The following is a 23,840-nucleotide window of genomic DNA, read 5'->3' on the forward strand; positions in this document are numbered from 1 at the left end:
AACATGTGGCCTGGGGATTGCTTTTAAATATAAAAAAGCAACATCAACGGAATTATCATGAAAAAACATACACTTGCTCTGCTTGTACCTCTGTTCAGCGTCACTTTGTTATCTGGCTGTATTATTCACGTGGGTGGTGATGCCGATGCACATGGCAATTCAAGCACTGTGTTTGGTGGCATTGATATTCAAAGCGACCGTCAGGTAGGCGATCTAAGTACAGTGAATGGCGGTATTGATATTGGTCATCGCAGCCATGCTGGCGACGTCAGCACAGTCAACGGCGGCATCGAACTGGGCGACAACGTATCAGTGGAAGAAGCCGAAACGGTCAATGGCAGTATTACTGCAGGCAAAAACTTACAGGTAAATGACGACCTGGAAACAGTGAACGGCCGTATTGAGTTACAAAAAGGAGCCCGGGTGGGCGGCGATATCAGCACGGTCAATGGCGACATCCTACTGACAGATGCGGTTGTGAATGAAGATTTGCAAACCCTGAACGGTGATATCAAGTTACGTGGTAACACACAAATAAAGGGCGATGTGGTGTTTGAACACCGCAAGGATGATGGTTGGGACTGGAGCAAAGAGGATGAGCCAGCATTAGTAGTGGAAAAAGACGTGCGCATTGATGGACGCATTATTCTGGAAAAACCGGTACGCCTTAAACTGGAAGACCCAGCACTGCTTAACAAGGTGGAACGTCGTTACAGCGCGGAGTAAAAGTCCTGACGCCTTTGTTAGACTGATTGATTAAAAAGGCGGGCTTAGCCCGCCTTGGTTACAAAGCAGACTTCAGTTAAAAAGCTTGTTTTATATTGACATACACCATGCGACCACGGGGATCGTGCACTGTGGCATCGTATCCCAGAGAGTTACGCACGGTAGGGGCGGCGCGGTCAAACAGGTTCTGCGCCCCCACCATTAACCTTGGGCCCTCACCCGTGCTTAGCAAGGGATCCATCTGGTAGCTGTACTGCATATCTATCTTGGTCCAACTGGCAACTTTGGCGTTGTCTTCATTATCATTCTGGTAGTCACCAATATGGCGAACATAAAGATTGCCACTGTGCTTACCGTTACTCCACAGCAAGCCCAGATTAGCGCGCAGCTCAACGGTGGATACGCCAAAGTTTTCATCGTTGACATTGCCCAAACCATCGATTGGGCCGAGTAGCGGATCGTCCAGATCATAGCTCAGCACATAGGTACCATCCAGCATCGGGCGCAGGTTACCCCACTCACCCATGTCCAGATCCGTGAACAAGCTGAAATCTATACCATCGGTTTGTACCGAGCCGGCGTTGCGGTAGTAAGTGGTGATTTTCACCGCTTCCCCACCCGGGCCGCGCTCAATCTGACTGCTGGTCGGGTCGACAGCCAGCAATGCCGCTGCAGACTCAGGTGTAATAAAGTTCTTATAGTCAAAACGCCAGTAATCCAGATTCAAGGTAACATCTTCGGCGAAAGTCCAGCTCATCCCCAGGTTCATAGCCTCAGACTCCTGTGGCTTTAATGGGCGCTCTGGATCACCGGTCAGCAATGAAATAAAACTCACTTCATCACCACCGACCAGCGGATCATTGGCGGTTTGCGGCGTAATAAACTGGGAATCATTCTGGAACACGGTAGCCACTCTGAACGAGGTGCCGTAACTGGCTCTTAGGCTAAAATCCTGACTTGGGGTCCACAGCAGGGCCACTTTAGGGTCAGTGGTACTGGCTAGGTCAAAATCCTCGTAACGTATCGCGGTCTGCATTGTCAGATCGTAAGTCAGCGGGATGGAAAACTCGGCGAATGCCGCCCACACTTTCTGCTCGCCGGTAAAATCTTCACCGCCACCAAAAAAGTTAAACACCAAGTCGTTAGATAACTCGTTAAAATCGTATTCCAGCTTATCGGTACGATGTTGCACACCAAAAGCGGCGCCTACCGCACCGGCTGGCAGTTCAAATAAATCACCAGTGACATGGGCATCAAATACGCTTTGGCTGGATTTAGCCTGATAGCCAAACTCGCCGAAGATAAAGTCATACATCTCAGGGGTATTTTTATCCTGGCTGCTCGACAGCCAATAATAAAATGCATCGCCATTTGGCCCGCCCTGACCATTCAAGGCCGCTTGCAAATTGTGGGTAATCACATCTTTGCGGGCGTTTTCTGCTTCATTGACACTGGTTGTCCAGGTGGCTTTCCAACTCCAGTCGTTGGTCAAATCGCCTTTCAGGCCGAGTTGATAACGCCAGCTTTGGTAAACTTTGTCATCTTTGTTGGACTCAGAACCAGCCCCCAATGGTCGGATAAACAGCACGCCACTGTTAGAGGCACTGCCGGGAAAAGGATCAAGGCCTCCTACTTCGATAGCGTCCGGGTGATACGCAGGCACCCGCACTTCGTCTAACTGAGGTTGGCTTGGCACCGAATTAATCGTGGTCTTGTTACGGGCCACCACCAATTCACTGAACAACTGCGTGCTGTCGGTTAAATCAAAGGTCGCTTGCGCCATGGCCTGTGTTTGTTCGGCGGCAGCAATGATGTCGCCGTAATAACCGTAGTTCAGCTCGCAAGCACCGTCGCTGGGGAACTCACCATCAGGCTTGCGGCGCACCAGACCCGGATATTTTTCAAAAGCACTGCCATCCAGACAGCTAGGGTCAATCAGTTTTATTGGCGGTCCTGGTGGTCCGTCAAACGCAATCACTTTGCCGGGGAAACCATAGCCACTCCAGGAGTCTTGGTTGTCAGCATAGTCATCGCGCCGCGCAGAATTGGGCACATTAGTGCGCTTCAAGTAGTTCACGGCAAACATCAGATTGCTGCGTTCGCCTGCTGCCCCCACAATCGCCCCTAGGCTGATTTCGTCCGAGCCATATTTATTGTGCTGGTAGTTGGCATCCAGCTCGAATCCTTCAAAGGTGGAACGGGTGATAAAATTCACCACCCCAGCCACCGCATCTGAACCATACAAAGACGACGCGCCATCTTTGAGTATTTCCACCCGCTCCACGGCGATGGCGGGCACCAGTGTGCTGAGGTCAACAAACTGATCACCAGCTTCGGTAACCGCCGGTGACAGGGTGTGCCGCTGACCGTTTAGCAAAACCAGCGTAGAGGTGACGCCCAAACCACGCAGGTTGATATTAGTCGTACCGGCTGAACGGGCTTGTTCGAAACTGTCCGAATAAACCTGCGCTCCGGTATTGATGGTCAAGGTATTGACCAGATCGGAAACACTGGTGGCCCCGATATTATTCAGGTCATCTTCGCCAATTACGGCAATAGGCGAAGCGCTGTTGCCCTGCTCTTTGCCTTTGATAAACGACCCCGTGACGACGATTTGCTCGACATTCCTGTCCTGGTTGGCTGGCGCATCTTGCGCCATCAGGCTGTGACTGGTTGCCAAACCGGATAGTAGGCAACTGGTGCATAAGCCCAGATTGGTTAGGTTGGTGTGTCGTGTCATACCCGTCTCCTCTTTCGTTCTTGTTGCTGTGCGGTTGATTGAGGTTGTTTATTTTGCACTCACTTTTTTTACATATAATTCAATGTTAAATATTTGTATATATTTTTAACCAATTTAAATACATTTATATTTTAATGTATACACCAAAAGGAGGTGATGAAATGCTCTGGCTTTATCAGGATTGGGATTCTTTGATGTCTTTTAAGGTGCGCGCCTGCTTGGCCGCAAAGGCCCTGAGTTGGCAAAGCCGGCGCGTGGTGCTGCGGGACTTTGAACATCTGCATCCCGATTACCTGGCGCTTAATCCGGCCGGCGTGGTGCCGACGCTCGTGCATAACGGCCAGGTTATCCGCGAGTCCAGCATCATCAACGAATATCTGGACGAAACTTTTATGCCCAGCTTGGTCCCCTCACAACCAACGGCCCGGGCCAGCATGCGTATGTGGTGTAAGTATTTTGATGATGTGATCCACCCCACGCTGCGAGTGGCATCTTTTCAGCTTATGATTCGCCAGCGCTTTACCAATATGCCCCCTGAAGCGCTAGAAACGCTGATCGCCTCGCACCCTCAGCCAGCACGAGCGGCCGCCTTTCGTAATCTGCTGGGGACTTGTGTGGATTACCAGGCGGTGCAGGCAAGTATTCAACAGCTTATTGCGATTGCGGAGCTGATGGAGCAACGACTTACTCAGCATGCCTGGCTGGCCGCTGAAACCTTTACCCTGGCGGATATCAGTACGATGGCATTGGCTGACAGGGTAAGTCGTTTAAAGTTTGATTTTATCTGGCAGGGCAAGCCACAGGTACAAGACTGGCTGTCCCGCATACGCGTACACCCAGCCTATCAGCAGGCCATGTGTCCACCAGAATACAGGATGCCCAGTCCCAAAGCCGAAGATCTGGAGCAACTGGGCAGATTACTGAAACAACAAGGGCTGCAAGAGCAACCAGCCTCTAACTAATCTGGCAGGCTTCATCAAAATCCAAACGCGGCAGGCGCTGAAACAGTTTTGTGGTGTCGCCGTAACCAAGGCAGCACAAAAAGTTGCTGCGAATACGAGTACCGGCAAAGAAAGCGTCATCACAGGCCTGATTATTAAAACCCGACATTGGGCCTACATCCAAACCCAGGGCGCGCGCCGCAATCATCAGGTAAGCGCCCTGTAGTGTGCCATTTCTAAAAGCCGTGATTTCAGCAGCCTTGGCATTGTCGGCCATCATCTGACGAGCCCCCGGATTGTGCGCAAACAGCTTGTCCATCTTCTCGTAAAACGCCAGGTCATGGGCAACGATCACGGTAACAGGTGCGCTCAGTACCTTGTTCACATTCAGCGGGGCCAGGCAGGCTTTGAGCTTCTGCTTGGCCTGTTCACTTTGTATAAACACGAAGCGGGCCGGGCAACTGTTCATACTGGTGGAGCCCATTTTCACAATCTCGTAAAGCTGCCTGAGGGTTTGCTTAGCAACAGGTTTATCCAGCCAACCGTTATGGCTGCGTGCTTCACACAGAATCTGATCCAGCATCTTCGGGCTTAAGGGTTCAAATTCCTCTCGAAGCTTGGTGGCAGCGGCCTGTGCCATATCAATAGCCTGCTGTTGTGCATGACTAATAGCCGGTGAATTCATCTTGGCGTCCTCCCAATAGACATGGTTGAGTTAAAAAAAACACTAGATCTGAATGCAATCTAGATTTAATGTATACAATAACATTACCAAAGTATACCTAGATAGGTTTAGAGATCTGAGACTATGGAGTTTATCGACGCTGTTTTGCCATTGGCCGCCATGATGCTGGCCACAGGAATCGTCGCCGGTCTGCTGGCTGGTTTGCTGGGTGTAGGTGGCGGCATTGTGATAGTGCCGGTGCTGGACACGGCCTTGGGTTTGTACGGTATAGAGCCGGCCATTCGCATGCATGTAGCCGTTGCCACGTCGCTGACCTGCATTATCTTTACCTCGATTTCATCCACCCGGGCACATCACGCCAAAGGGGCAGTGGACTTGGGTTTGGTAAAAATCTGGGGCCCGGCGGTGCTGATGGGCTCACTTTTAGGCGCCATCGGCGCAGCCTTTGTGGACAGCCAGGTTTTATCCGCGGTGTTTGGCGTGGTGGCACTGCTGGTCGCCCTAAAAATGCTATTGCCACTGGACAATCTGATCCTCAGCCGAGATGTGCCACGTGGGCTGGCAGCACCTTTTCCCCCACTGGCCATAGGCGGCTTGTCGAGCATGATGGGTATAGGCGGCGGCACCCTGAGCGTGCCGGTGCTGACCTTGATGAATCAGCCCATCCATCGCGCGGTGGGCACAGCTGCGCTGTTTGGATTATTGATCAGCTTGCCAGGCGCTTTTGGTTTTGCCTACTCAGGCTGGGGGGACTCGCGTCTTCCACCAGGCAGCCTAGGTTACATCAATCTGATCGGTGTAGCACTGATCGCACCGGTCACTGTGGTAATGGCCCCCTTTGGCGCCAAACTCGCTCATCGCTTGGATAAACGCAGGCTCAGCATGCTATTCGGCTTTTTCCTGCTGTTGGTCGCGGGGCGTATGTTGTACCGCACCTTACTGGCTTGAATATGTAAAAACAGATAGCAAGGCTCACTGATATTCAATTTTAGATATATCAAGCAGCCATTTAATTAGTCGAATTTCATCGGTAAGACCCGCAAAGTGGGCTTGATGAATTGCAAAAGTTAAGCCCCTACGGGGCACAAAATAAGAGAATTCTGTATGACAAAATTCGCATTAGCGACTTACCAGACGCAAGGCCATGAACGCACGGCTATGCAGATCCAAGGCAAGTTTTTCGACCTGGAGAGCTGTTTTGAAGCCGTTCACCCAGCACAGCACAGCAAACCACGCTGGGTATTCAGCAGTACCGATGCTATTTGCCAATGGGAGCAAACCTCGGCTGAATTGCAGGACCTGGCTGAACAGGTGATTCTGTTAGTCGAGCAAGGCAAGTTAGCGCCACTGGCTGAGGATTTGCAGTTGCTGGCCCCCTTCCGCCCCACCACCATTTTTGGCACGGCATCCAATTATCATGAACATGCAGCCGAGATGAATACCATTCTGGCCGCCAAGCCAGATAGCTCTCCTTATGTGTTTATGAAAGCCACCACCTCAGTGACCGCTACCCAGACAGATGTGATTCTGCCACCGGAAACTCAGCAATTGGACTGGGAAGTGGAACTGGGCGTAGTCATAGGTAAGGCCGCCCGCCGGGTCAAGGCCGCAGATGCCCTTAACTACATTGCTGGCTACACCGTGGTGAATGATATTTCTGCCCGGGATTTGAATCGTCGCAGTGACTACCCCTTTAAACACGACTGGTTTCGCGGCAAAAGCTGGGACACCTTCTGCCCCATGGGGCCGGTCTTCGTACCCAAGCAAACTATCGCCGACCCGCATCAAATCAAGCTGTCGTTGTTTCTAAACGGTAAACAAATGCAAGACGGCAATACCAGCGAACTGATTTGGAATGTATTTGAACAAATCGAGTACCTGTCCAGCATTTTGACCCTGCGTCCTGGGGATTTGATTATGACCGGTACCCCCGCCGGGGTCGGCAAAGGTATCGGCTTATATCTAAAGCCGGGCGATGTACTGGAAGCCAGCGCCGAGGGCGTGGGCAGCATTAAAAATACCGTCAGGGCCGAAGTGCTCTGAACCAGAGGAGAGCAACATGTACCAACCCAAGCCAACCAAACTGGGCCATCTGGTGCTCAAGGTGCAGGACATACAACGTTCGGTGCAGTTTTATCAGGAGGTGGTCGGTCTGACCGTGTCTGACTGGATAGATGATCGCATGGTTTTTTTGCGTGCCGGTCAGGACCATCATGATCTGGCCTTATTGCAGCTGCCTGCTGATCAACTAGGCAAGCAGGACCCGGCCCAGTCACGCATCGAGCACTTCTCCTATCACGTCGACAGCATCGAAGACATCAAGCAGATCACCAAGATGTTGCTGGCGCGCGGGATTGAAATTGACCGCGGCATTGGTCGCCATGGCCCAGGCGACAATACCTTTATCGTGTTTAAAGACCCGGATGGCAATAACGTGGAGTTTTACTCCGACATGCTGCAAATCACCGAACAAGCCCCCTATGCCGCTTCAGTCTGGCCTGGTACCGAAATGGGCACCTTTGATCAGTGGAATTTGGAAAGCTTTGTGGTTGAACCGCCAGCGCGGATCAAAGCCATTATTAAGAATGACAAGTAAGGGAGAATCCTGATGCCCTTTATACAAATTAACCAAGACAGCTTTTATTACGAAGTGCATGGCCAGGGCAAGCCGGTGGTGTTGGCCCATGGTTTGGGCGGCAATCATGCCAGTTGGTACAAACAAGTGGCGGTACTGGCCAGTGCTTATCAGGTGATCACCTTTGACCATCGTGGTTTTGGCAATTCCACCGACCAGGCAGGCCTGGGGCGTAGCGGTTTTGTTAGCGACTTGCTGGCTTTGCTTGATCACTTGCAACTGCCCAAAGTCGCACTGGTGGGTCAGTCCATGGGCGGCGGCACCGCCATTCAATTTGCCAGTCAATACCCTGAGCGAGTCGCCGGGTTGGTAATTGCCGACTCTCTGCATGGCTTACAAGAAAGTTCTGAAGTCGCGGCCATTATGGACAAGGCGCGGGCCGACACCGCCCACCTCGACCAATTGCAACGGGTGCTGGGCGAGGCATTTCGCCAGGCAAATCCCGAGCAGGGTCTGTTATACCGCCAGTTCAACAGCTTTAACCGCACCGATCGCAGCAATCTTAGCGGTGAATATGCCGCCACAAAAGTGGATCCGGCCACTTTAGGTAAGCTTGGTTTTGCCGTGATGTTTCTGGCCGGTCAGGACGATATTTTGTTCCCCATTGAGGCGATTCGCCTGGTGCAGGAGCAGGTGGACGGTTCCTTTATCGTGGAATTTGACGCCTGCGGTCATTCGGCCTTTTTTGAAAAGCCGGTGGAATTCAACGACAGCCTGCTGAGCTTTCTGCAGATGGCCGGGCTTGCGCCCAGCGCCGCCGCACACAGCAACAGTGCGGGTTACATTCATCCATAATCAGATTTAACGGGTACCCTATCATGACTAATAAAACCGTAGCTCAACAGGTCGTCGATACGCTCAAGGAGCTGGGCGTCAAACATGTGTTCGGCGTACCCAGCGGCGGCTGGGTGGATTATATGGAAGCCCTGCGCACCACAGACGGCATCGAATTTGTTCTCGCCACCCACGAAGGCGGCGCGGCCTTTATGGCTGACGTTTGTGGCCGTATTACCGGTGTGCCCGGCGTGTGTTTCGGCACCTTTGGCCCCGGCGCCACTAACCTGGCCACCGGTGTGGGCAGTGCCTATCTGGATCGCTCGCCAATGATTGCCCTGACCGACGAAATGCCTGCTGCCAAGCGTGGCCGCATCGTGCAGATGGCCATTGACCATCAGGCGCTGTTCGCCCCTATCACCAAGAAAACCACCCGCCTGGAAGCCGAGCGGGTGCGCGAAATCATCTTTGATGCCGCCCATGTAGCCACTTCCGGCGTACCAGGCCCTGTACATATCGGCCTGCCGGTGGGCATGAGTGCCCTGCCAGCGGCGCAAGAAAGTGCCAAGCCCATTGCGCCGAAAATTGCCGAACCAGCCGCTCAGGTGCTGTTGGACAAAATGCGAGAGCTGTTTGTACAAGCCGATAAACCCGTGATTGCGCTGGGTATGCGTGCTATTACGAGCGGCGTGCAGGAGCAGGTGATTGCCCTGGCCGAAAAATTCCAGGTACCTGTGGTGTTAAACCCCATGGCCAAGGGCATGCTGGCCGAGTCGCATCCTAACTATGCCGGCGTGTTGTTCCATGCCTTGAGCGATGTGGTAGGGCAAACCCATCAACAGGCCGATTTGGTGGTCAGCATCGGCTATGACGAAGTGGAATTTAACTACGAAGACTGGATCCCCAATGCACCACTGGTCAGCCTGGATATCGCTGCCACCGATCTGGATACCAGCAAATATACCTTAGCCTGTGATGTGCTGGGCAATATCAAGCATTCGGTGGAATACCTGCTGGCCAGCGACTGCGCTGTGAAGAACTGGGATTTAGATGCGCTGGCTCAGCGTAAAGCCGAGATGTTTGCCCGTATGTCCCCCAACAATGACGCCTTCGGTCCTTGTGCGGCGCTGGATATTTTGCGCGACAAGTTTCCACAACACGGCATTATGACCTGTGATGTAGGTGCCCACATTCACCTGATTGGACAAAAGTGGCCCACCCCTAAACCGGGCCTGCAAATTATGACCAACGGCTGGTCGGCCATGGGCTTTGCCATTCCTTCGGCTATTGCCGCCAAGCTGTGTAAACCGGATACGCCAGTCTGTTCGGTGGTGGGTGACGGCGGTTTCTTGATGACTGCCGGTGAACTGGCCGTGGCCGTCAGGGAAAAGCTGAATATCGTGTATGTGCTGTTTACCGACAATGACCTGGCGCTAATCCGTATCAAGCAAGAGAAAAAGCACAACCCTATTTACGGCACCCCGATTCGTGAGCGCGGCACTATTGGCGGCGACAACATCTTCGGCGTACCTGTACTGAAGGCTTACGATAAGCAGGAGTACGCACAGACACTGGAAAAAGCCTTTGCCATGCAGGGGCCGGTGATTGTCGAGGCGATTCTAAACTCGCGCGAGTATGACAGCCTGGTACTGCGTAAGGACAAACCCTGATATGCAGGCCGCTATTTTGTATCCAAATGCAGCGGCCAGCTTACTGATCAATGGTCAGTGGCTGGCCAGTGGCGCCAGCATGCAGATCCACAATCCGTTTAATAATGAAGCTGTAAGTGAAGTCTCCTGCGCCGATGACCGCCATGTATTGCAAGCGGTGAAAAGCGCCAGACAGGCGTTTGAGAAACATCGTTTTTTACCCAGCGCTGAGCGCGCCGCTTGGTTAAAAGGTGCGGCCAATCTGGTTCAGCAGCGGCTGGAAGATTTTGCCCGCACTATCGCGCTGGAAACCGGCAAGCCCATTCAGGCTGCGCGTAAGGAAGTACGGCGCTGTATCAATACGCTAAACCTGTCCGCCGAAGAAGCCACCCGATTGTGCGGTGAAACCCTGCGTTTCGACAGTTTTGCCGGGGGTGAAGAGCGCATCGGCTACTACGAACAGGTGCCGCTGGGGGTGATCGCCGCGATTACACCTTTTAATGACCCGTTAAACCTGGCAGCACACAAATTGGGACCGGCCCTGGCCGCTGGCAATGCGGTGGTGCTGAAGCCCTCGCAGCAAGCGCCCTTATCGGCGTTAATGCTGGTGCAGGCCCTGCTAGAAAACGGCCTGCCACCAGGCCAGGTGAATGTGCTGACCGGCTATGCCCGGGAGTTCGCTCAGGCGCTAGTAAGCCATAAGGATGTGGCGATGGTAACTTACACCGGCGGCGAAGCCTCGGGAGAAATCATCGCCAAAAACGCCGGGATTAAAAAGCTGGCCATGGAACTGGGGGCTAACAGCCCGGTACTGGTGATGGACGACTGCAATCTGCCAAAAGCTGTGGCTGCTTGCGTGTCTGGCGCTTACTGGGCGGTAGGGCAAAATTGTATCGGGGTGCAGCGAATTTATATTCAGCGCAGCCTGTACAGCGCCTTTAAGCAGGCCTTTATCGAACAGACGGCCAAGCTGAAGGTAGGCAGCCAGCTTTTGGATGACACAGATATTGGCCCCATGATCAACGAACGTGAAGCCATGCGTATTGAACAATGGGTTGAACAAGCAGTCGCCAACGGCGCTAATTTGCTGGTAGGCGGCAAGCGCGAAGGTGCCTGCTACTATCCCACCGCCCTGGACAACCTCAAAGACAGCGATCGGCTGGTCTGCCAGGAAGCCTTTGGCCCGGTAGTCAGCCTGTTTGCCTTTGATGATTTGGACGACGCCCTGGCCCAGGCAAATAGTGCCGAGTTCTCTATTCACGGCGCAGTATTTACCAGTAACCTGAATACCGCCATGAAGGTGAGTCGGGAACTGGACGTGGCCGGTGTGATGGTCAACGATTCCACCGACTATCGCCTCGATGCAATGCCCTTTGGCGGCGCCAAACGCGGCAGTCTGGGACGCGAAGGGGTGAAATTTGCGATACGGGAAATGAGCCAGACCAAAGTGATGTGTATGCAGCTCGACCTCGACTGATTGGTGCTAGTAAAGCGCTCTCTTCGTGTCCTTCTGTTCTTCGTGGTGATATAGGCAGTTTAAGTATTTGTTTACTGCGAAGGTCACGAAGAACACGAAGGGGCTAATAACCCCGTGCTTAAGAGAGTCATCTTTCGGTAATCTACGTATCTAGCGTCACTGCAAGACACCTTTTTGTATTCAAGAACTTAGAGATTTGTACACAATAAAAAGCCGGTGTATATATCGCTTGAAAGTTAAGGGATATCTTTTAAACTGACCCGAGTTTGGCTGCGTTTGAAGCAATAGGAATGTCCACTCTGACTATCTCTGACAAAATTTATAACCAACTGTCTGCGCAAATTATCTCCGGTGAGATTAAACCCGGACAAAAGTTGGAAGAGCAGGAAATTGCCAATCAATTCGGCGTATCCCGCACTCCTATTCGCGAGGCCTTTCGCCTTCTGCACACCAGCGGTTTAGTCGAAAGCAAGGCTCATAAAGGGGTAACGGTGATTGAGCTGGATATTGATCAGCTCAGCGATATGTATGAAGCCCTGCAAGAGCTGGAAGCCCTGTGCGCGCGCTTAAGTGCCGAGCGCATGACCGCCGTTGAACGTAAGCAAATTCAGCGTATGCATCAGTTGTCGGAAGAGGCGGTTCACAGCGAAGATGTAGAGCGTTTTGCCGAACTGAATAACCAAATTCATACCGCCATTCATCAAGGCTCGCGGAATAAAACCCTGCAGGAAACCATTGCAAAGCTGCGAAAGCGTCTGAGCTTGTATCGTCAACCCTGGCTGTTTGAAAAACGCAATCGTCTGGAAGCCTCATACCGTGAACACGCTGAGTTGGTTGAGGCAATTATCGCCGGCGACCGAGATCAGGCCTTTGACGCCATGCGTAACCATATTTCCAATACCAGCCTGGGCACTATTGATTATCTGATTAGTCAGAAGCCACTGTAGTAGCTCTAGCGCAATTTACACTAATGGTCGGTCTTAAAAATCTACCAACCATTAGTTAAATACGAGGCGATATCCATCAGTTTGTCCACTTTGTCGCTACGACGTATCCAAGCATCACGGATATGTGGATGCCCCTCAATCTTTGACGGCTGGCATTCTTCCATTAGCTGAGCACGAAGCAGCGCTCGTTCTTTTTCGTTAAGCATAAGCGACTGCAGCTTGGCTAATTCACCGGTATCCAGCCATATTCCACCGCAACCTGGGCATTCATCAATCTCAACAACATGCAATGGACTGTAAAATCTGCGTAGCATCACTGTATCGACGCATAGCGGACAGAAGACTTTCGCGTTGAGTCCTTGTAATTCATTGTGAAACTTAGCCAAATGGGCGGACAACGCCTTACCACGCTCTCCTGAACGGCACTCAAATAGTTTCAGTGTTTGATTTTCAAGAAAGACTCCACCACAGGATTCACTGACGTAAACGGCAATTCCGCCAACTTTTACTTTCCTAAGGTCGGTATATGTTCTTGGGCAATACATTGATGATCACATCCTAATAAGCTTGTATCGCAATTTTCGAGTAAAGAGCAAATGTGCTTTGATATAAGAACTCTCATTGATATAGCTAATGCAGATAGGTATTCAACCAGCCAACCACTTCGCTGATCATTTCCTGCCGATGCTTGGTTAGCCCATGATTGTCGCCTGGATAAATCACCAATTTATGCGGATGTTCAAGGGACTCAAGAATGCCAGCAAGACGCGTGGAATGCGCTACATTGACCCGTTCATCTTTATCACCATGCAACAATAAAATAGGCATATTCGCAGGCAACTCATGGGCCCATTTAGCCACAGAGCGTTTGTCCAATTCCTGTTGCTTATTATTTTCATAATCAGGAATTCGTTTTTTATAAACCTTTTCCATAACTGGCCGCTCTGCCATGCCTTGGTGAACATCAGAAACCCCTGCCACGGCAATCAAGGTTTTGATATTCGGTAGTCTTTTTACCGCCAAATAAGACTGCATACTGCCGCGGCTCCAGCCCATCATGGCAATATTTTCACTATCTACGTCGGGTATCTGTTTAATGATATCCATCAAGGCGACCACATCGTTCACATCGGCCCCGCCAAACTCATCAAAACCGTTGTTGTCGATATGCTTGCTGGCGCCTCGGTATTGGCTGCCAATCACAATAAAGCCCTGCGCGGCTAATTCAGCCTGGAAGGTTAACTTTCTAGTGAAAGTAACATAGCCTCCCCTCCCATTACCGCCTCGATTAAACATAACCACGGGCAGTTTTTTATCAACGGCTAACTTTGGTTTCAGGTAATAACCCTCGACATTAAAGCCATCAACTTGATATACAAAGTCGACACAATCCAGGGTTTGCTGAACTTGCTGGAATTTACTTTCCGGAAAATAGGCAGAGAACACTTCCTGATCAAATTTCTTCAGCGTGGATGCCATCCTCATCACCCACCCTTGATAGGTTTCAAAAGGCCCTTTAAAGCAGGAATGTTGAGATTGAATGGCTTGTTCAGCCAGGGCAAAAAAGGGGGTAAGCGTAAGCAACAGTGCAAAGGCAGCCTTAGTTAACATGTGTTAATTCCATTTAAAACATTTAGTTAACATAGTGCGCGCTGTTGAAGCTAAGTCAAGAATTTTGCATCAGTAAACTATCGACTAATCGCCGCACTAAGGGCGTTAGCATTAACACGGTCGGAAAGGCCACCAAAAAGCTAAAACGCCAGGCACTAAGCCAGATTGACAAGATATGCTCGTCCCATCCGAGATTATGCAAGCTGACCACCAACGACATAATCCCCGACATACTCAGGGACATAAAAAGGGAGTACAAATAGGGTCTGAATTTAGTCGCCAGCATGTTTGCCCGGCCGGCTTTTACCGAGCAGCGTAATTTGCCCGCCCGCAAGTGTGCTACTGACCATCACCTGGCAGGCCAATCTGTTTTTTTCCCCGGCGCTAAGTTTAGCCAGAATCTGCTGCTCCCCAGGGTAGCAGGGCGACAGATCCTGTTCGCTTACCTGGTCAATACGCACCAAGCAGGTACCGCAACTGCAACAGCCGTTACAAACGCCCGGCAGCGCATCAATGCCCGCATCCTGCACCGCCACCAGCAAACTGAAACCCGGCTCGGCTTGCACCTCTCGCACATCGCCATTGGGCAATATCAGCGCCAATCTCAGCATGGTGTTATCACTCCCATAACAGGCTCTTCAATAAGGTTGTCAGGGCCATCAGGGTAAGCAGCCATTTCAGCTGCAGCATAAAGGCCTGCGGCGCAATACGGCGGCGCAGCAAGCTGCCAAGCAGCGAGCCCAAACAGGCACCAACCACAGTCAAGACCAGCGGCCACCAATAGTCGGCAAAATGAAAACCAAGCCACAGAAAGGTCCCGATCTTAAACAGGTTGCCGCATAACATCATCAGCGAGGCCGTCGCCACTATGTTTTCGCGGTTTTCCAGACGGCGGCTTAGCATAGTCAGGGCAATCGGGCCTGGCGCACCTACCACCAGTCCCAGCCCGGTTTGCAGAAATCCAGCCAGAAAAAAGCTTTCCAGGCGTCGCAACACCTGAGCAAAAGGGGCGCACCACAGGCTTAACAGCAGATAAATGGCAATAAATGGCGGGATAAGTTCGAGAGGCAAAGACAGCAGCAAGGCAGCAAATAAGCTGGTGCCTACCACTGAGCCCAGCAGATAAGGGCCGATGGCCGGCCAATAAATATGCTCCAGCGCAAAGACGAGTCTGGAACTGTTACTGGCCAGTTGCGTAACCGCATGCACAGGGACCACCGCAATGGCAGGCACAAACCAGGGCAACACCAGCACCATCAGCATGCCGCCGCCCATCACAAATACCCCAGCCAGGGTAGAAGCCAAGGTAGCAAGCAAGAACAGGCTGATATCACCAAGCATGGGCTAAATCTACGCGCTTAATCCAGGGTTTTATAAGTACTGGTACCCACCCAGCCACGCTCGGAGATATCAATCATAATATTCTCCGGACCAGACATCTTATACTCGGCGTTATCCTTTGCCGGGTTCATGCCCAGCCCCTGAGCCAGATTCACATCATGGCGTGGCTCATAGCCGTTGGCCTTGAAGCTGTTGACCATGTCCTGAATATCTTCACATTGAAAGCCTACGTGGTGCAGGCCGACATACCCCTGCGGAAATTCTTTCCCGGCTGCCGGGCCATTACGAAACTTCAGTATGGCCAGGTTGATATTGCCATCGGTCATATAAAAGCCGTTTGCATTACGACTGGCCACCACCCCTGCCACGCTCCAGCCTAAAACATTTTCAAAGAACTCCCGGCTTTTATCCGGATCATTGGACGCCATAGCCAGATGTTTAAGTTGAATAGGTTTTTCAGGTTTAGACATACATATTTCCTCTCAGATTAACTTCCGACCCGCAGAGCCGCGGTCAGCGATTCCAGCGCCGCCAGCACGCTAAGTGCGGTAATGCGACCCGTGCCGGGATTTTCCACTGTAGGTACGTTTTCAATGGTCATTTCAAAGCTGGCGCTGTCCGCATCAACTTTGATGGTATGGGTATTGCGGGTTTTGCCAGGGTCGGCCCAAATTTCCAATTGGGTTTGCTCGGCACCAAGCCCGGCCAATCCAAGGGACGCCGCCACGTTAACATTGGAAGGAAACTTCTCTGCACCTTCCCGGGCGCTGCCTTTAAATACCCGCAGAGGTTCTTCCAGGCCCAGCAATTGAATGTTGTTTTCCACAATAAACTTGGCTTTGGTCAGCGATGTGGGTGGCTTACGGGTCACCATAGTTACTGAATGAATAGTGCCTTTGGCCGCAGCACGCACCGCGTCAAGGCCAAGCAATGCGCCAGTCGCCAGCAGGATCTGAGCGCCATGACGCTGAGCCAATTCCACTACCTCGGGATGCTGTAATATAGCCGCGCCGCTGACCGTGACCAGGGTGCGCCCCTGGCACAAGGCGGGCTCAGCAATGTCCATAAAAGCGGCGGTAGGTGCACATTCCACTATCACATCCGCCAAATCGGCCAATGCTTTGGCACTCACTACTGGTACTGGCTGCGACAACCCGGCCATAGCCGCTTTGGCCTTATCCGGATTGCCAGAGGCAATAGCCACCAATTCAAGACCTGGCATGCCCTTATCCAGCGCCAGACCGACAACCTTGCCGATAGTGCCAAAACCGGCAATACCTACTTTTAATGTTTTTCTCATACTGGTTTCTACCACCCAATCAACACAGGTAAAGAATACATATTAAATATCATGTATACAATTACATTTTTTGGAACACATAAAACATTAATATGATAACGGCGGCTTAAATGCCGCCGTTTTCGCACCTATTTGGCCGGGCGTGAGGGTAATTGCGGATAGCGCCCCATCATCAGGATCAGCACACAACTGAGCAGCATCACCACCGACATGGCCCACAACACTTCGGTGTAGCGGCCCAGTGCGTCGTACGCCAGCCCCATAATTAAAGGTCCGACGCTGGCGCCAATTTTAAAACCGGAGTAGCCGTAGCCATAAATAGCGCCAAACGAGCGATGGCCAAAGTAACGGCTGGTAAAGTAAGCCATCACATCAAACTCAGCGCCTATGGCGATACCAATCAGTGCCGTGCAAAGTGCCGCCGACTGACCACTGGCTCCCATGGCAAAAGCGGCCAGGCCAATTACCGGTCCAAGCATAAAAAACACCACCACATAGGGAGCAAAGAACTTGTCCATCAGATAACCCGCCAACAAGCGACCACCAACAATGGAAATCCCCAGATAGGCAAAGGTCCCCACCGCTTCCTGTAAGTTCATCCCCCGGTCCATCATCATAGGTACCAGATGCACTAAAACGGTGGAGGTTGTCAGGCCGGTAATCACAAAAGATGCGACCATCAACCAGAAGGTGCGCTGCCCTAATGCTTCCTTGGCGGTAAAGCCAATCAGAGGTTTAGCGGCGCTTGAAGTGACAGCCTCAGTTTGCTGCTCAGCCACACCGTCTACCGCCAGGCCCATCTCGGCCGGCGTTTCCCGCACCAGAAATTTAGCAATTGGCAGCACCAACAACACAATGACCACACCAATGGCGATGTAGGCTTCACGCCAGCTGTAATGACTCATAAAGTAAGAGGCAATCAAGGGCACCAAGGTCGTACCCAGCCCCACACCGGACAAACCTATGCCCAGTGCCAAACCGCGCTTCTTATTAAACCAACTCACCAGCAAACGCGAATAGGTTAAAGGAGCGGTACCGGCACCCAGGATAGGGATCAGCACGCACATGGCATACAAATGCCAGATTGAAGGTGTCAGCAAGGACATGGCCGCGATGGTAAAGCCAAACAATAAGGTAGAAGGCACCAAAATGCGCTTCACCCCATATTTATCCACCAGGGTGCCCACATAGGGAAAAAACAGAATAGCGGTAATGCCAATCACGGTAGAGCCGAAAGAGATCTGGCCGCGACTCCAGCCAAAATCAGCTTCAAAGGCTTTGATAAAGGTGCCAAAGGACATGGCGATTACGCTGTAGCCAAAGGCCAGACCTATTATAGCGGCTAGCACTATCCACCAGCCGTAGTAGAGATTTTGCTTGGTACTCACGCCACTTTCGGCGCTTATGGTTTTTTCATTCATCTTGTTGCCTCCAGGTTAACAATTTGTGAATGCAAACCAAATTAATTGTATACATGATGATATGTCAAGAATACTTTAAAAGGTTTGGATGATCCGTCAGGTAAAAAGAAGCCGGGCCTAGCCCGGCTTAAACACGAGAATGCACAGTGCTTAGAATTGGTATGTGGCAGAAATACCGAAGGTGCGAGGCGCCTTGTAGGAGCTAAATACAGTGTTGTCCCAGGCCGCATAAACGGTAGTAGAGGCTATGTTCTGCTCGTCGGTAAGATTTTTAGCCCACAGCTGTACTCGCCAACTGTCATCCAAAGACGCCAGTTGCAAGCTGGCATTCACTGTGTATTCGGAGTCCACTTTAGTTAGCGGGTCATTTGAGTTATCAAAGAAATACTCATCCTGATATTGATAATCCAGGCGGGCCGCCCACAGTCCCAGATCTGACTCCCACTCGTAGGCAGCAGCCAGATTGAGAGTATGTTCCGGGGTACGGCGCATACGATTGCCGTTCAGATCATTGCCATCCACTTCAAAAGTGTCGGTAAACTCCGAGTCGATGTAACCATAAGCACCATTTAAGGTCAGGTTGTCGGTCAGCAGCGCGGTAAATTCCAGCTCGAGCCCTTGCGCTTCACCTGTACCGTTACGTACTTCCAGATCGGCTGGCGTATTGGGCCCTGTCTCTACCCACACTTGGCTTTGCAGATCGGTGTATTTGGTAAAGAACAACGCCCCGTTAAAGCGCAGACGGTCATTGAAAGCTTGAGACTTAAAGCCTAGTTCATGGTTTAAGGCAAACTCAGGAGCAAAAGAAGCCAAGGCTTCCTCAGCGCTTTCCGGTCCTTCACCATTAAAGCCCCCCGCCTTATAACCACGAGCCAGGGAGTAATAGAAGAACAGATCCTGGCTAGCCTTGTAGTCCACCACCAGACTAGGAGTCCAGGCGTCCCACGAGCCTTGAGTGCTGACATCATAACCTTCGACCCTGTTACCGTCTAAGTCACCGTGCATATTGTCCCAGTTATCAAAGCGACGACCACTGGCGACCGAGCGGAAGTCTTTTTCGTCTTCACTCCAACGTAAACCGGCAGTCACTCGCCAGGCGTCGGTGAGGTTATAGCTGGCCTGACCAAATACCGCGTAGCTGTCGGTGACGGCATAGGTACTGTTGTAAATCTTGCCGGTGGTTGTGCCCCAGGGCGTATGGAACCAATAGTTCACCATTTCGTGGCGGTCGATATCCTCGCGCATATAGTAAGCGCCCATCTGCCAGTCCAACTTGCCATGTACCCCAGCCAGGCGGAATTCCTGCGAGAACTGCGAGGACTGCTCTTCCTTGTGCTGGTACCACATATCGTCTACTTGCATGGCCGCCAGGGCATCATCATCGGCAACATTGTTGTTAGCCGGGTCACCCCAGGGGTCGAAGAACAGGCTGTCATCCACCATGCCGGCTGCGGCATTTTCATAAAAGCCGAAATCGTTATCTCGATATGCCGTAATAGAGGTAAATGTCATGCCATCCAGGTCATAGCGGATATTGGCACTCAATCCTTTGACTTCGGTATCTTCAAAGCCATCAAACTCGTTGTCTGCTTCTCGGGGATCAGCACTGACAAAGGCCGCATTGCGCCCTTCACTGTAACTGATATGTCGCACGGTAGGCACTGAGTCAGACTTGGAATAATCGGCACTTAGCAGGATTTCCAGATCATCGCTGGGATTGATCAGCAATTGACCACGTACGCTGTAGCGTTCCAGCGTATCCGCATCATTGCCGGTGTGGGTATTCTTGCCAAAGCCGTCACGATCTACCGCACTAAACGCCAGCTTGGCACCAACATTGTCAGACAATCCGCCAGTGACATAGCCACGGGCCTGTAGTAAGCCGTAGTTACCAGCGGTCAGCTCAACTTTACCCTCGGGATAGGCCATTGACGGCTTTTTGGTAATAAAGTTGATTGCCCCGCCCACCACGTTTTTGCCGTATAAGGTACCTTGGGGACCACGTAATACTTCCACACTGGCCAGGTCATATAGATCCATGGCGGCAGCCACACCGCGGGAGATATACACGCCGTCCACATAGATACCTATGGCAGCACCTGCACCGGCACTTTCAATATCACTGCCAATACCACGCATAAACAGCTCAGGCTCGGCAGCGTTATATACGTTCATCTGAAAACCCGGCACCCGCTCGGCGATACCGTTTAAGGCTTCAATACGGGAGTTGGCCAGTTGATCGCCGCTGAAGGCAGAGATGGCGATGGGGGTTTCCTGCAGGCTTTCCACCTTATGCCTGGCGGTAACCTGGATTACTTCAACACTTTTATTGCTCTGTCCTTGGGGAAGCGCGTCTTGGTCTTGTTCCTGCGCCAATGCCGATCCTGACATGGCCAATGCAATACCGACGGCCAGGGCACGACGGCGGGTTTGGGGTATTGAGGTTGACTTCATTGTTGCTAGCTCCTTCCCAATCAAGGATGTGATTATTCTTCGGGGACAATTCCCCTGAGCACTGAATTCACCCTAAGGGAGGGCCAGCTATAATAGAAATAGTTTGTTTTGACGTCGCTATAACACATTTAACATATCTGCAACAACATTGAGATTAAGTGCCTGCGCCTATCAGTACGCCACTTAGTCAAACGCTATCAGGTCACACAGAAAAACCTGACCGACCTGCAATTGTCTTAACGAGCACAGCAATCCTGGCCATACTGGGTTGGCACTATCCCCTGGCGCTATATCCCTCCTCCTTGTTCCAACCGCATTAGATATATAAATTACATTATAACCAGGCGATTTATTATTATTTTTAACAAAAGATACATCTACCTAACATGACATCATCCATTGAAGGCAGCACTGCTGGCTGTCTTGCAGAACAAGCAGGTAATTCAATGACCTATACAAAAGCGTTTTTTGAACAATTAGATAAACAAGATCCACTGGCCTCCTTTCAAGCCAAGTTTGCCCTGAATGCCGGTGAAATTTACCTGGACGGCAACTCCCTGGGGGCACGTCCCAAGGCGGCTTTGGCCCGCGCCCAACAGGTGGTGGAACAGGAATGGGGACAGGATTTAATCCGCAGTTGGAACAAACATCAGTGGTTTGAATTGCCCTATCGCATCGGCAATAAAATCGCCAGCCTGATTGGTGCACAGGACGGTGAAGTTGTCTGTACCGACGCCACCGGACTAAACTTATATAAGGCGGTATCCACTGCCCTGCAGCTTAATCCGTCGCGCAAAGTTGTGCTTATGGAAGGCAGTAACTTCCCCACCAACAACTATATGGTGCAGGGGCTGCTAAGCCAATTAGGTGACGACTACCAGGTTCGCTTTGTGGAAGAGGCGCAGTTACTGGAACAGATCGATGAGCAGGTTGCCGTGGTGTGCCTGACTCAGGTGCATTACAAAACCGGGCGGGTATTGGATATGCAGGCCATTACCGAGTACGCCCAGCAAAAAGGCTGCCTGGTGGTCTGGGATCTCTGCCACAGTGCAGGAGCGCTACCGGTTGACTTAAACGGCGCCAATGCTGACCTCGCGGTAGGCTGCACCTATAAATATCTGAATGGCGGCCCCGGTAGCCCGGCCTTTATTTTTGTCGCCAAACGCCATCACAACCGCGCCCAGCAACCACTAAGCGGCTGGTGGGGCCACAGCGCTCCCTTTGATTTTAAGCGTGACTATCAACCTGGTTTTGGTATCAGCCAAATGCTATCCGGTACACAGGCCATTCTCAGCCTGACAGTGGCAGAAGTGGGAATAGATCTGATGTGTGCAGCAGATATGCAGGCGCTGCGCAAGAAGTCCCAGGCGTTAACCCGCTACTTTATCGAGTTGCTCGATCAGGAATGCGGCCAATACGGTTTTGAACTGGTCAGCCCCCGAGACGATGAAAAACGTGGCAGCCAAGTGGCGCTTAGCCATGCACAGGGTTACCCCATTATGCAGGCCTTAATCGATGCGGGAGTGATAGGCGACTTCCGCGCACCGGATATCCTGCGATTCGGCTTCGCCCCCTTGTACAACAGCTATGTGGATATCTGGGAAGCGGTGCAACGCTTTAAGAGCATTATGGATAACGAGCACTGGCGTGAAGCGCAGTTTAATCAGCGCCATGCCGTTACCTAACAAGCCATAATTCGGCCCGCAACACCGTGGGCCACTCTACTTTTTCGTCAGTTTCAGGAGTTGTTATGAGCCAACGCCAGGCCCCTATGTGGTCATCTCATTTTGCTTTTTTGATGGCCTCCATCGGTACTGCGGTGGGCCTGGCCAATATCTGGCGTTTTCCTTACACCACGGGTACCAACGGCGGCGGCGCCTTTGTGCTGATTTATATTCTGGCCGCCCTGGTGATTGCCATGCCGGTGCTCATTGCCGAGCTTATGGTGGGGCGCCGGGGTAGAAGCAGCCCACCAGAGGCCATTGCTGCGGTCGCCAAAGAGTCTGGTGCCAGCCCCTGGTGGCGACATATGGGAAATCTTGGCGTATTAGGAGCCATGTTAGTGCTGTCGTTTTACGCCATTGTCGGAGGCTGGACACTCGCCTACGTACTTAAACTGGCCAGCGGCAGTATGCAAGGGATGGATCCTGGGGCGATTGCTGTGGTGTTTGACCAGTTACAATCCTCCCCCGGCTTAATGCTGTTCTGGCATTTGCTGTTTCTGGCGTTAGTGATCGGCATTTCCTCACTGGGCCTGGCAGGGGGCGTAGAGCGGGTAGTCAAATTGGTGATGCCCATGCTGTTTATTATGCTGTTGCTACTGGTGGGCTACGCCGCCTGGATTGGTGACTTTGCCCAGGCGCTGCGATTCTTATTTACCCCGGATTTTTCCAAAGTCACCGCCAATGTCGTGTTAGAGGCCGTCGGCCAGGCGTTTTTCTCCATCAGTGTCGGGCTTACCAACCTCATGGTGTACGGTGCTTATATGCAGCGTCAAACATCAATTCCACGTTCCTCAGTGGTGATAGTAGGCGCTGACACACTAGTCGCTTTACTGGCGGGTTTGGCCATTTTCCCGATTATTTTTGCCTTCGGTTTAAATCCCAGTGAGGGGCCGGGCCTGGTGTTTGTCTCCCTGCCCGTGGCCTTTGCACAAATGCCTGCCGGAGCCTTGTTAGGGGCATTGTTCTTCGTACTGCTGTTTTTCGCAGCCCTGACGTCAGCCATTTGCATGTTGGAAGTGCCGACCTCCTGGCTGATGAATAAAACCAGTTGGTCAAGACGCCAAGCCTGCTTGGTCGCTGGCAGTGTGGCCTGGGGACTGGGCGTCTTATCTGCGCTTTCCTTCAACCTGCTGGGGGATGTGCATCCACTAGGCTTTATCCCGCTGTTTGCAGATAAAACCTTCTTCACCCTGTTTGACTACTTCACGTCCAATATTGCCATGCCTTTGGGCGGCATCTTTGTGGTGTTGTTCGTCAGCTGGGCGCTGAAATCCCGCTTCACCGCCGATGAGCTGGGTTTTACCCAGCAGAGCCTGTGGTTCCGTTTATGGCTCTGGACCTCCAGGCTCATTGCGCCGGGCGCCTTATTGTTAGTGTTTATCAGCAAACTCAGCCCTACTTTCCATCTATAACCA

General features: G+C 51.8%; 22 protein-coding genes. 11 read left to right on the forward strand and 11 right to left on the reverse strand.

Features of this window, described 5'->3' with window-relative positions:
* Positions 1-57 precede the first annotated feature (57 nt).
* Positions 58-726 carry a DUF4097 family beta strand repeat-containing protein gene (locus IEX02_RS03790; protein WP_188690490.1) on the forward strand — a complete coding sequence of 223 codons (669 nt, stop codon included), beginning with the start codon at positions 58-60 and terminating at the stop codon, positions 724-726.
* A gap of 76 nt (positions 727-802) precedes the next feature.
* Here IEX02_RS03790 and IEX02_RS03795 read toward each other — a convergent pair whose 3' ends face one another.
* Positions 803-3,466 (reverse strand): TonB-dependent receptor, encoded by a 2,664-nt coding sequence (locus IEX02_RS03795; RefSeq protein ID WP_188690493.1) that lies wholly within the window; start codon positions 3,464-3,466, stop codon positions 803-805.
* 161 nt (positions 3,467-3,627) lie between these two features.
* Between IEX02_RS03795 and IEX02_RS03800 the strand changes: the two genes are divergently transcribed.
* A complete protein-coding gene (locus IEX02_RS03800; RefSeq protein ID WP_188690496.1) occupies positions 3,628-4,428 on the forward strand; it encodes a glutathione S-transferase family protein in 801 nt (266 codons plus the stop codon).
* On the opposite strand, the gene IEX02_RS03805 is transcribed toward IEX02_RS03800, so the two are convergent.
* Positions 4,421-5,092: a malonic semialdehyde reductase gene (locus IEX02_RS03805; protein ID WP_229702035.1), complete on the reverse strand. Its 672-nt coding sequence runs from the start codon at positions 5,090-5,092 to the stop codon at positions 4,421-4,423. The two genes, IEX02_RS03800 and IEX02_RS03805, sit on opposite strands and share 8 nt — an antisense overlap.
* Positions 5,093-5,215: 123 nt before the next feature.
* Between IEX02_RS03805 and IEX02_RS03810 the strand changes: the two genes are divergently transcribed.
* The 7 genes from IEX02_RS03810 (at position 5,216) to IEX02_RS03840 (ending at position 12,574) form a co-directional block, all read left to right on the forward strand.
* Positions 5,216-6,040, forward strand: a complete 825-nt coding sequence (locus tag IEX02_RS03810) for a sulfite exporter TauE/SafE family protein (RefSeq protein WP_188690499.1) — start codon at positions 5,216-5,218, stop codon at positions 6,038-6,040.
* A gap of 156 nt (positions 6,041-6,196) precedes the next feature.
* A complete protein-coding gene (locus IEX02_RS03815; protein WP_188690502.1) occupies positions 6,197-7,135 on the forward strand; it encodes a fumarylacetoacetate hydrolase family protein in 939 nt (312 codons plus the stop codon).
* Positions 7,136-7,151: 16 nt separating this feature from the next.
* Entirely contained in the window at positions 7,152-7,688 is a 537-nt protein-coding gene (locus IEX02_RS03820; RefSeq protein ID WP_188690505.1) for a VOC family protein, read from the forward strand.
* A 12-nt stretch (positions 7,689-7,700) separates the two neighbouring features.
* A complete protein-coding gene (locus tag IEX02_RS03825) occupies positions 7,701-8,522 on the forward strand; it encodes an alpha/beta fold hydrolase (RefSeq protein WP_188690509.1) in 822 nt (273 codons plus the stop codon).
* Positions 8,523-8,545: 23 nt separating this feature from the next.
* Entirely contained in the window at positions 8,546-10,171 is a 1,626-nt protein-coding gene (locus tag IEX02_RS03830; protein ID WP_188690511.1) for a thiamine pyrophosphate-binding protein, read from the forward strand.
* Position 10,172: 1 nt separating this feature from the next.
* Entirely contained in the window at positions 10,173-11,627 is a 1,455-nt protein-coding gene (locus IEX02_RS03835) for an aldehyde dehydrogenase family protein (protein ID WP_188690515.1), read from the forward strand.
* 290 nt (positions 11,628-11,917) lie between these two features.
* The gene (locus IEX02_RS03840) at positions 11,918-12,574 is read left to right on the forward strand and encodes a GntR family transcriptional regulator (RefSeq protein WP_188690517.1); all 657 of its coding nucleotides are present in this window, start codon (positions 11,918-11,920) and stop codon (positions 12,572-12,574) included.
* A gap of 41 nt (positions 12,575-12,615) precedes the next feature.
* On the opposite strand, the gene IEX02_RS03845 is transcribed toward IEX02_RS03840, so the two are convergent.
* From IEX02_RS03845 to IEX02_RS03885, 9 genes are all read right to left on the reverse strand, one after another.
* Complete coding sequence (locus IEX02_RS03845) at positions 12,616-13,119, reverse strand: TFIIB-type zinc ribbon-containing protein (RefSeq protein ID WP_188690520.1); 504 nt, start codon at positions 13,117-13,119, stop codon at positions 12,616-12,618.
* Positions 13,120-13,204: 85 nt separating this feature from the next.
* Positions 13,205-14,185, reverse strand: coding sequence for an alpha/beta hydrolase family protein (locus tag IEX02_RS03850; RefSeq protein WP_188690523.1), 981 nt, complete (start codon positions 14,183-14,185; stop codon positions 13,205-13,207).
* Positions 14,186-14,240: 55 nt separating this feature from the next.
* Complete coding sequence (locus tag IEX02_RS03855) at positions 14,241-14,471, reverse strand: DUF2798 domain-containing protein (protein ID WP_188690525.1); 231 nt, start codon at positions 14,469-14,471, stop codon at positions 14,241-14,243.
* Complete coding sequence (locus IEX02_RS03860) at positions 14,458-14,796, reverse strand: 2Fe-2S iron-sulfur cluster-binding protein (protein ID WP_188690527.1); 339 nt, start codon at positions 14,794-14,796, stop codon at positions 14,458-14,460. Before IEX02_RS03860 ends, IEX02_RS03855 begins: the two co-directional genes overlap by 14 nt.
* Before the next feature lie 7 nt (positions 14,797-14,803).
* Positions 14,804-15,526 (reverse strand): sulfite exporter TauE/SafE family protein, encoded by a 723-nt coding sequence (locus IEX02_RS03865; RefSeq protein ID WP_188690531.1) that lies wholly within the window; start codon positions 15,524-15,526, stop codon positions 14,804-14,806.
* 17 nt (positions 15,527-15,543) lie between these two features.
* Positions 15,544-15,996: a VOC family protein gene (locus IEX02_RS03870; RefSeq protein ID WP_188690534.1), complete on the reverse strand. Its 453-nt coding sequence runs from the start codon at positions 15,994-15,996 to the stop codon at positions 15,544-15,546.
* Positions 15,997-16,013: 17 nt separating this feature from the next.
* Complete coding sequence (locus IEX02_RS03875; protein ID WP_188690537.1) at positions 16,014-16,826, reverse strand: aspartate dehydrogenase; 813 nt, start codon at positions 16,824-16,826, stop codon at positions 16,014-16,016.
* A gap of 128 nt (positions 16,827-16,954) precedes the next feature.
* Positions 16,955-18,247 carry an MFS transporter gene (locus tag IEX02_RS03880; protein ID WP_188690540.1) on the reverse strand — a complete coding sequence of 431 codons (1,293 nt, stop codon included), beginning with the start codon at positions 18,245-18,247 and terminating at the stop codon, positions 16,955-16,957.
* A gap of 150 nt (positions 18,248-18,397) precedes the next feature.
* A complete protein-coding gene (locus IEX02_RS03885) occupies positions 18,398-20,701 on the reverse strand; it encodes a TonB-dependent receptor (RefSeq protein WP_188690545.1) in 2,304 nt (767 codons plus the stop codon).
* Between the two features lie 446 nt (positions 20,702-21,147).
* Here IEX02_RS03885 and kynU point away from each other — a divergent pair, with 446 nt between their 5' ends.
* Together kynU and IEX02_RS03895 are read left to right on the forward strand one after the other, a co-directional pair.
* The gene (gene kynU, locus IEX02_RS03890) at positions 21,148-22,386 is read left to right on the forward strand and encodes a kynureninase (RefSeq protein WP_188690549.1); all 1,239 of its coding nucleotides are present in this window, start codon (positions 21,148-21,150) and stop codon (positions 22,384-22,386) included.
* 65 nt (positions 22,387-22,451) lie between these two features.
* Positions 22,452-23,837, forward strand: coding sequence for a sodium-dependent transporter (locus IEX02_RS03895; RefSeq protein WP_188690552.1), 1,386 nt, complete (start codon positions 22,452-22,454; stop codon positions 23,835-23,837).
* Positions 23,838-23,840: the final 3 nt, after the last annotated feature.

It is taken from the genome of Bowmanella pacifica (genome assembly GCF_014645355.1).
Taxonomy (GTDB): Bacteria; Pseudomonadota; Gammaproteobacteria; order Enterobacterales; family Alteromonadaceae; genus Bowmanella; species Bowmanella pacifica.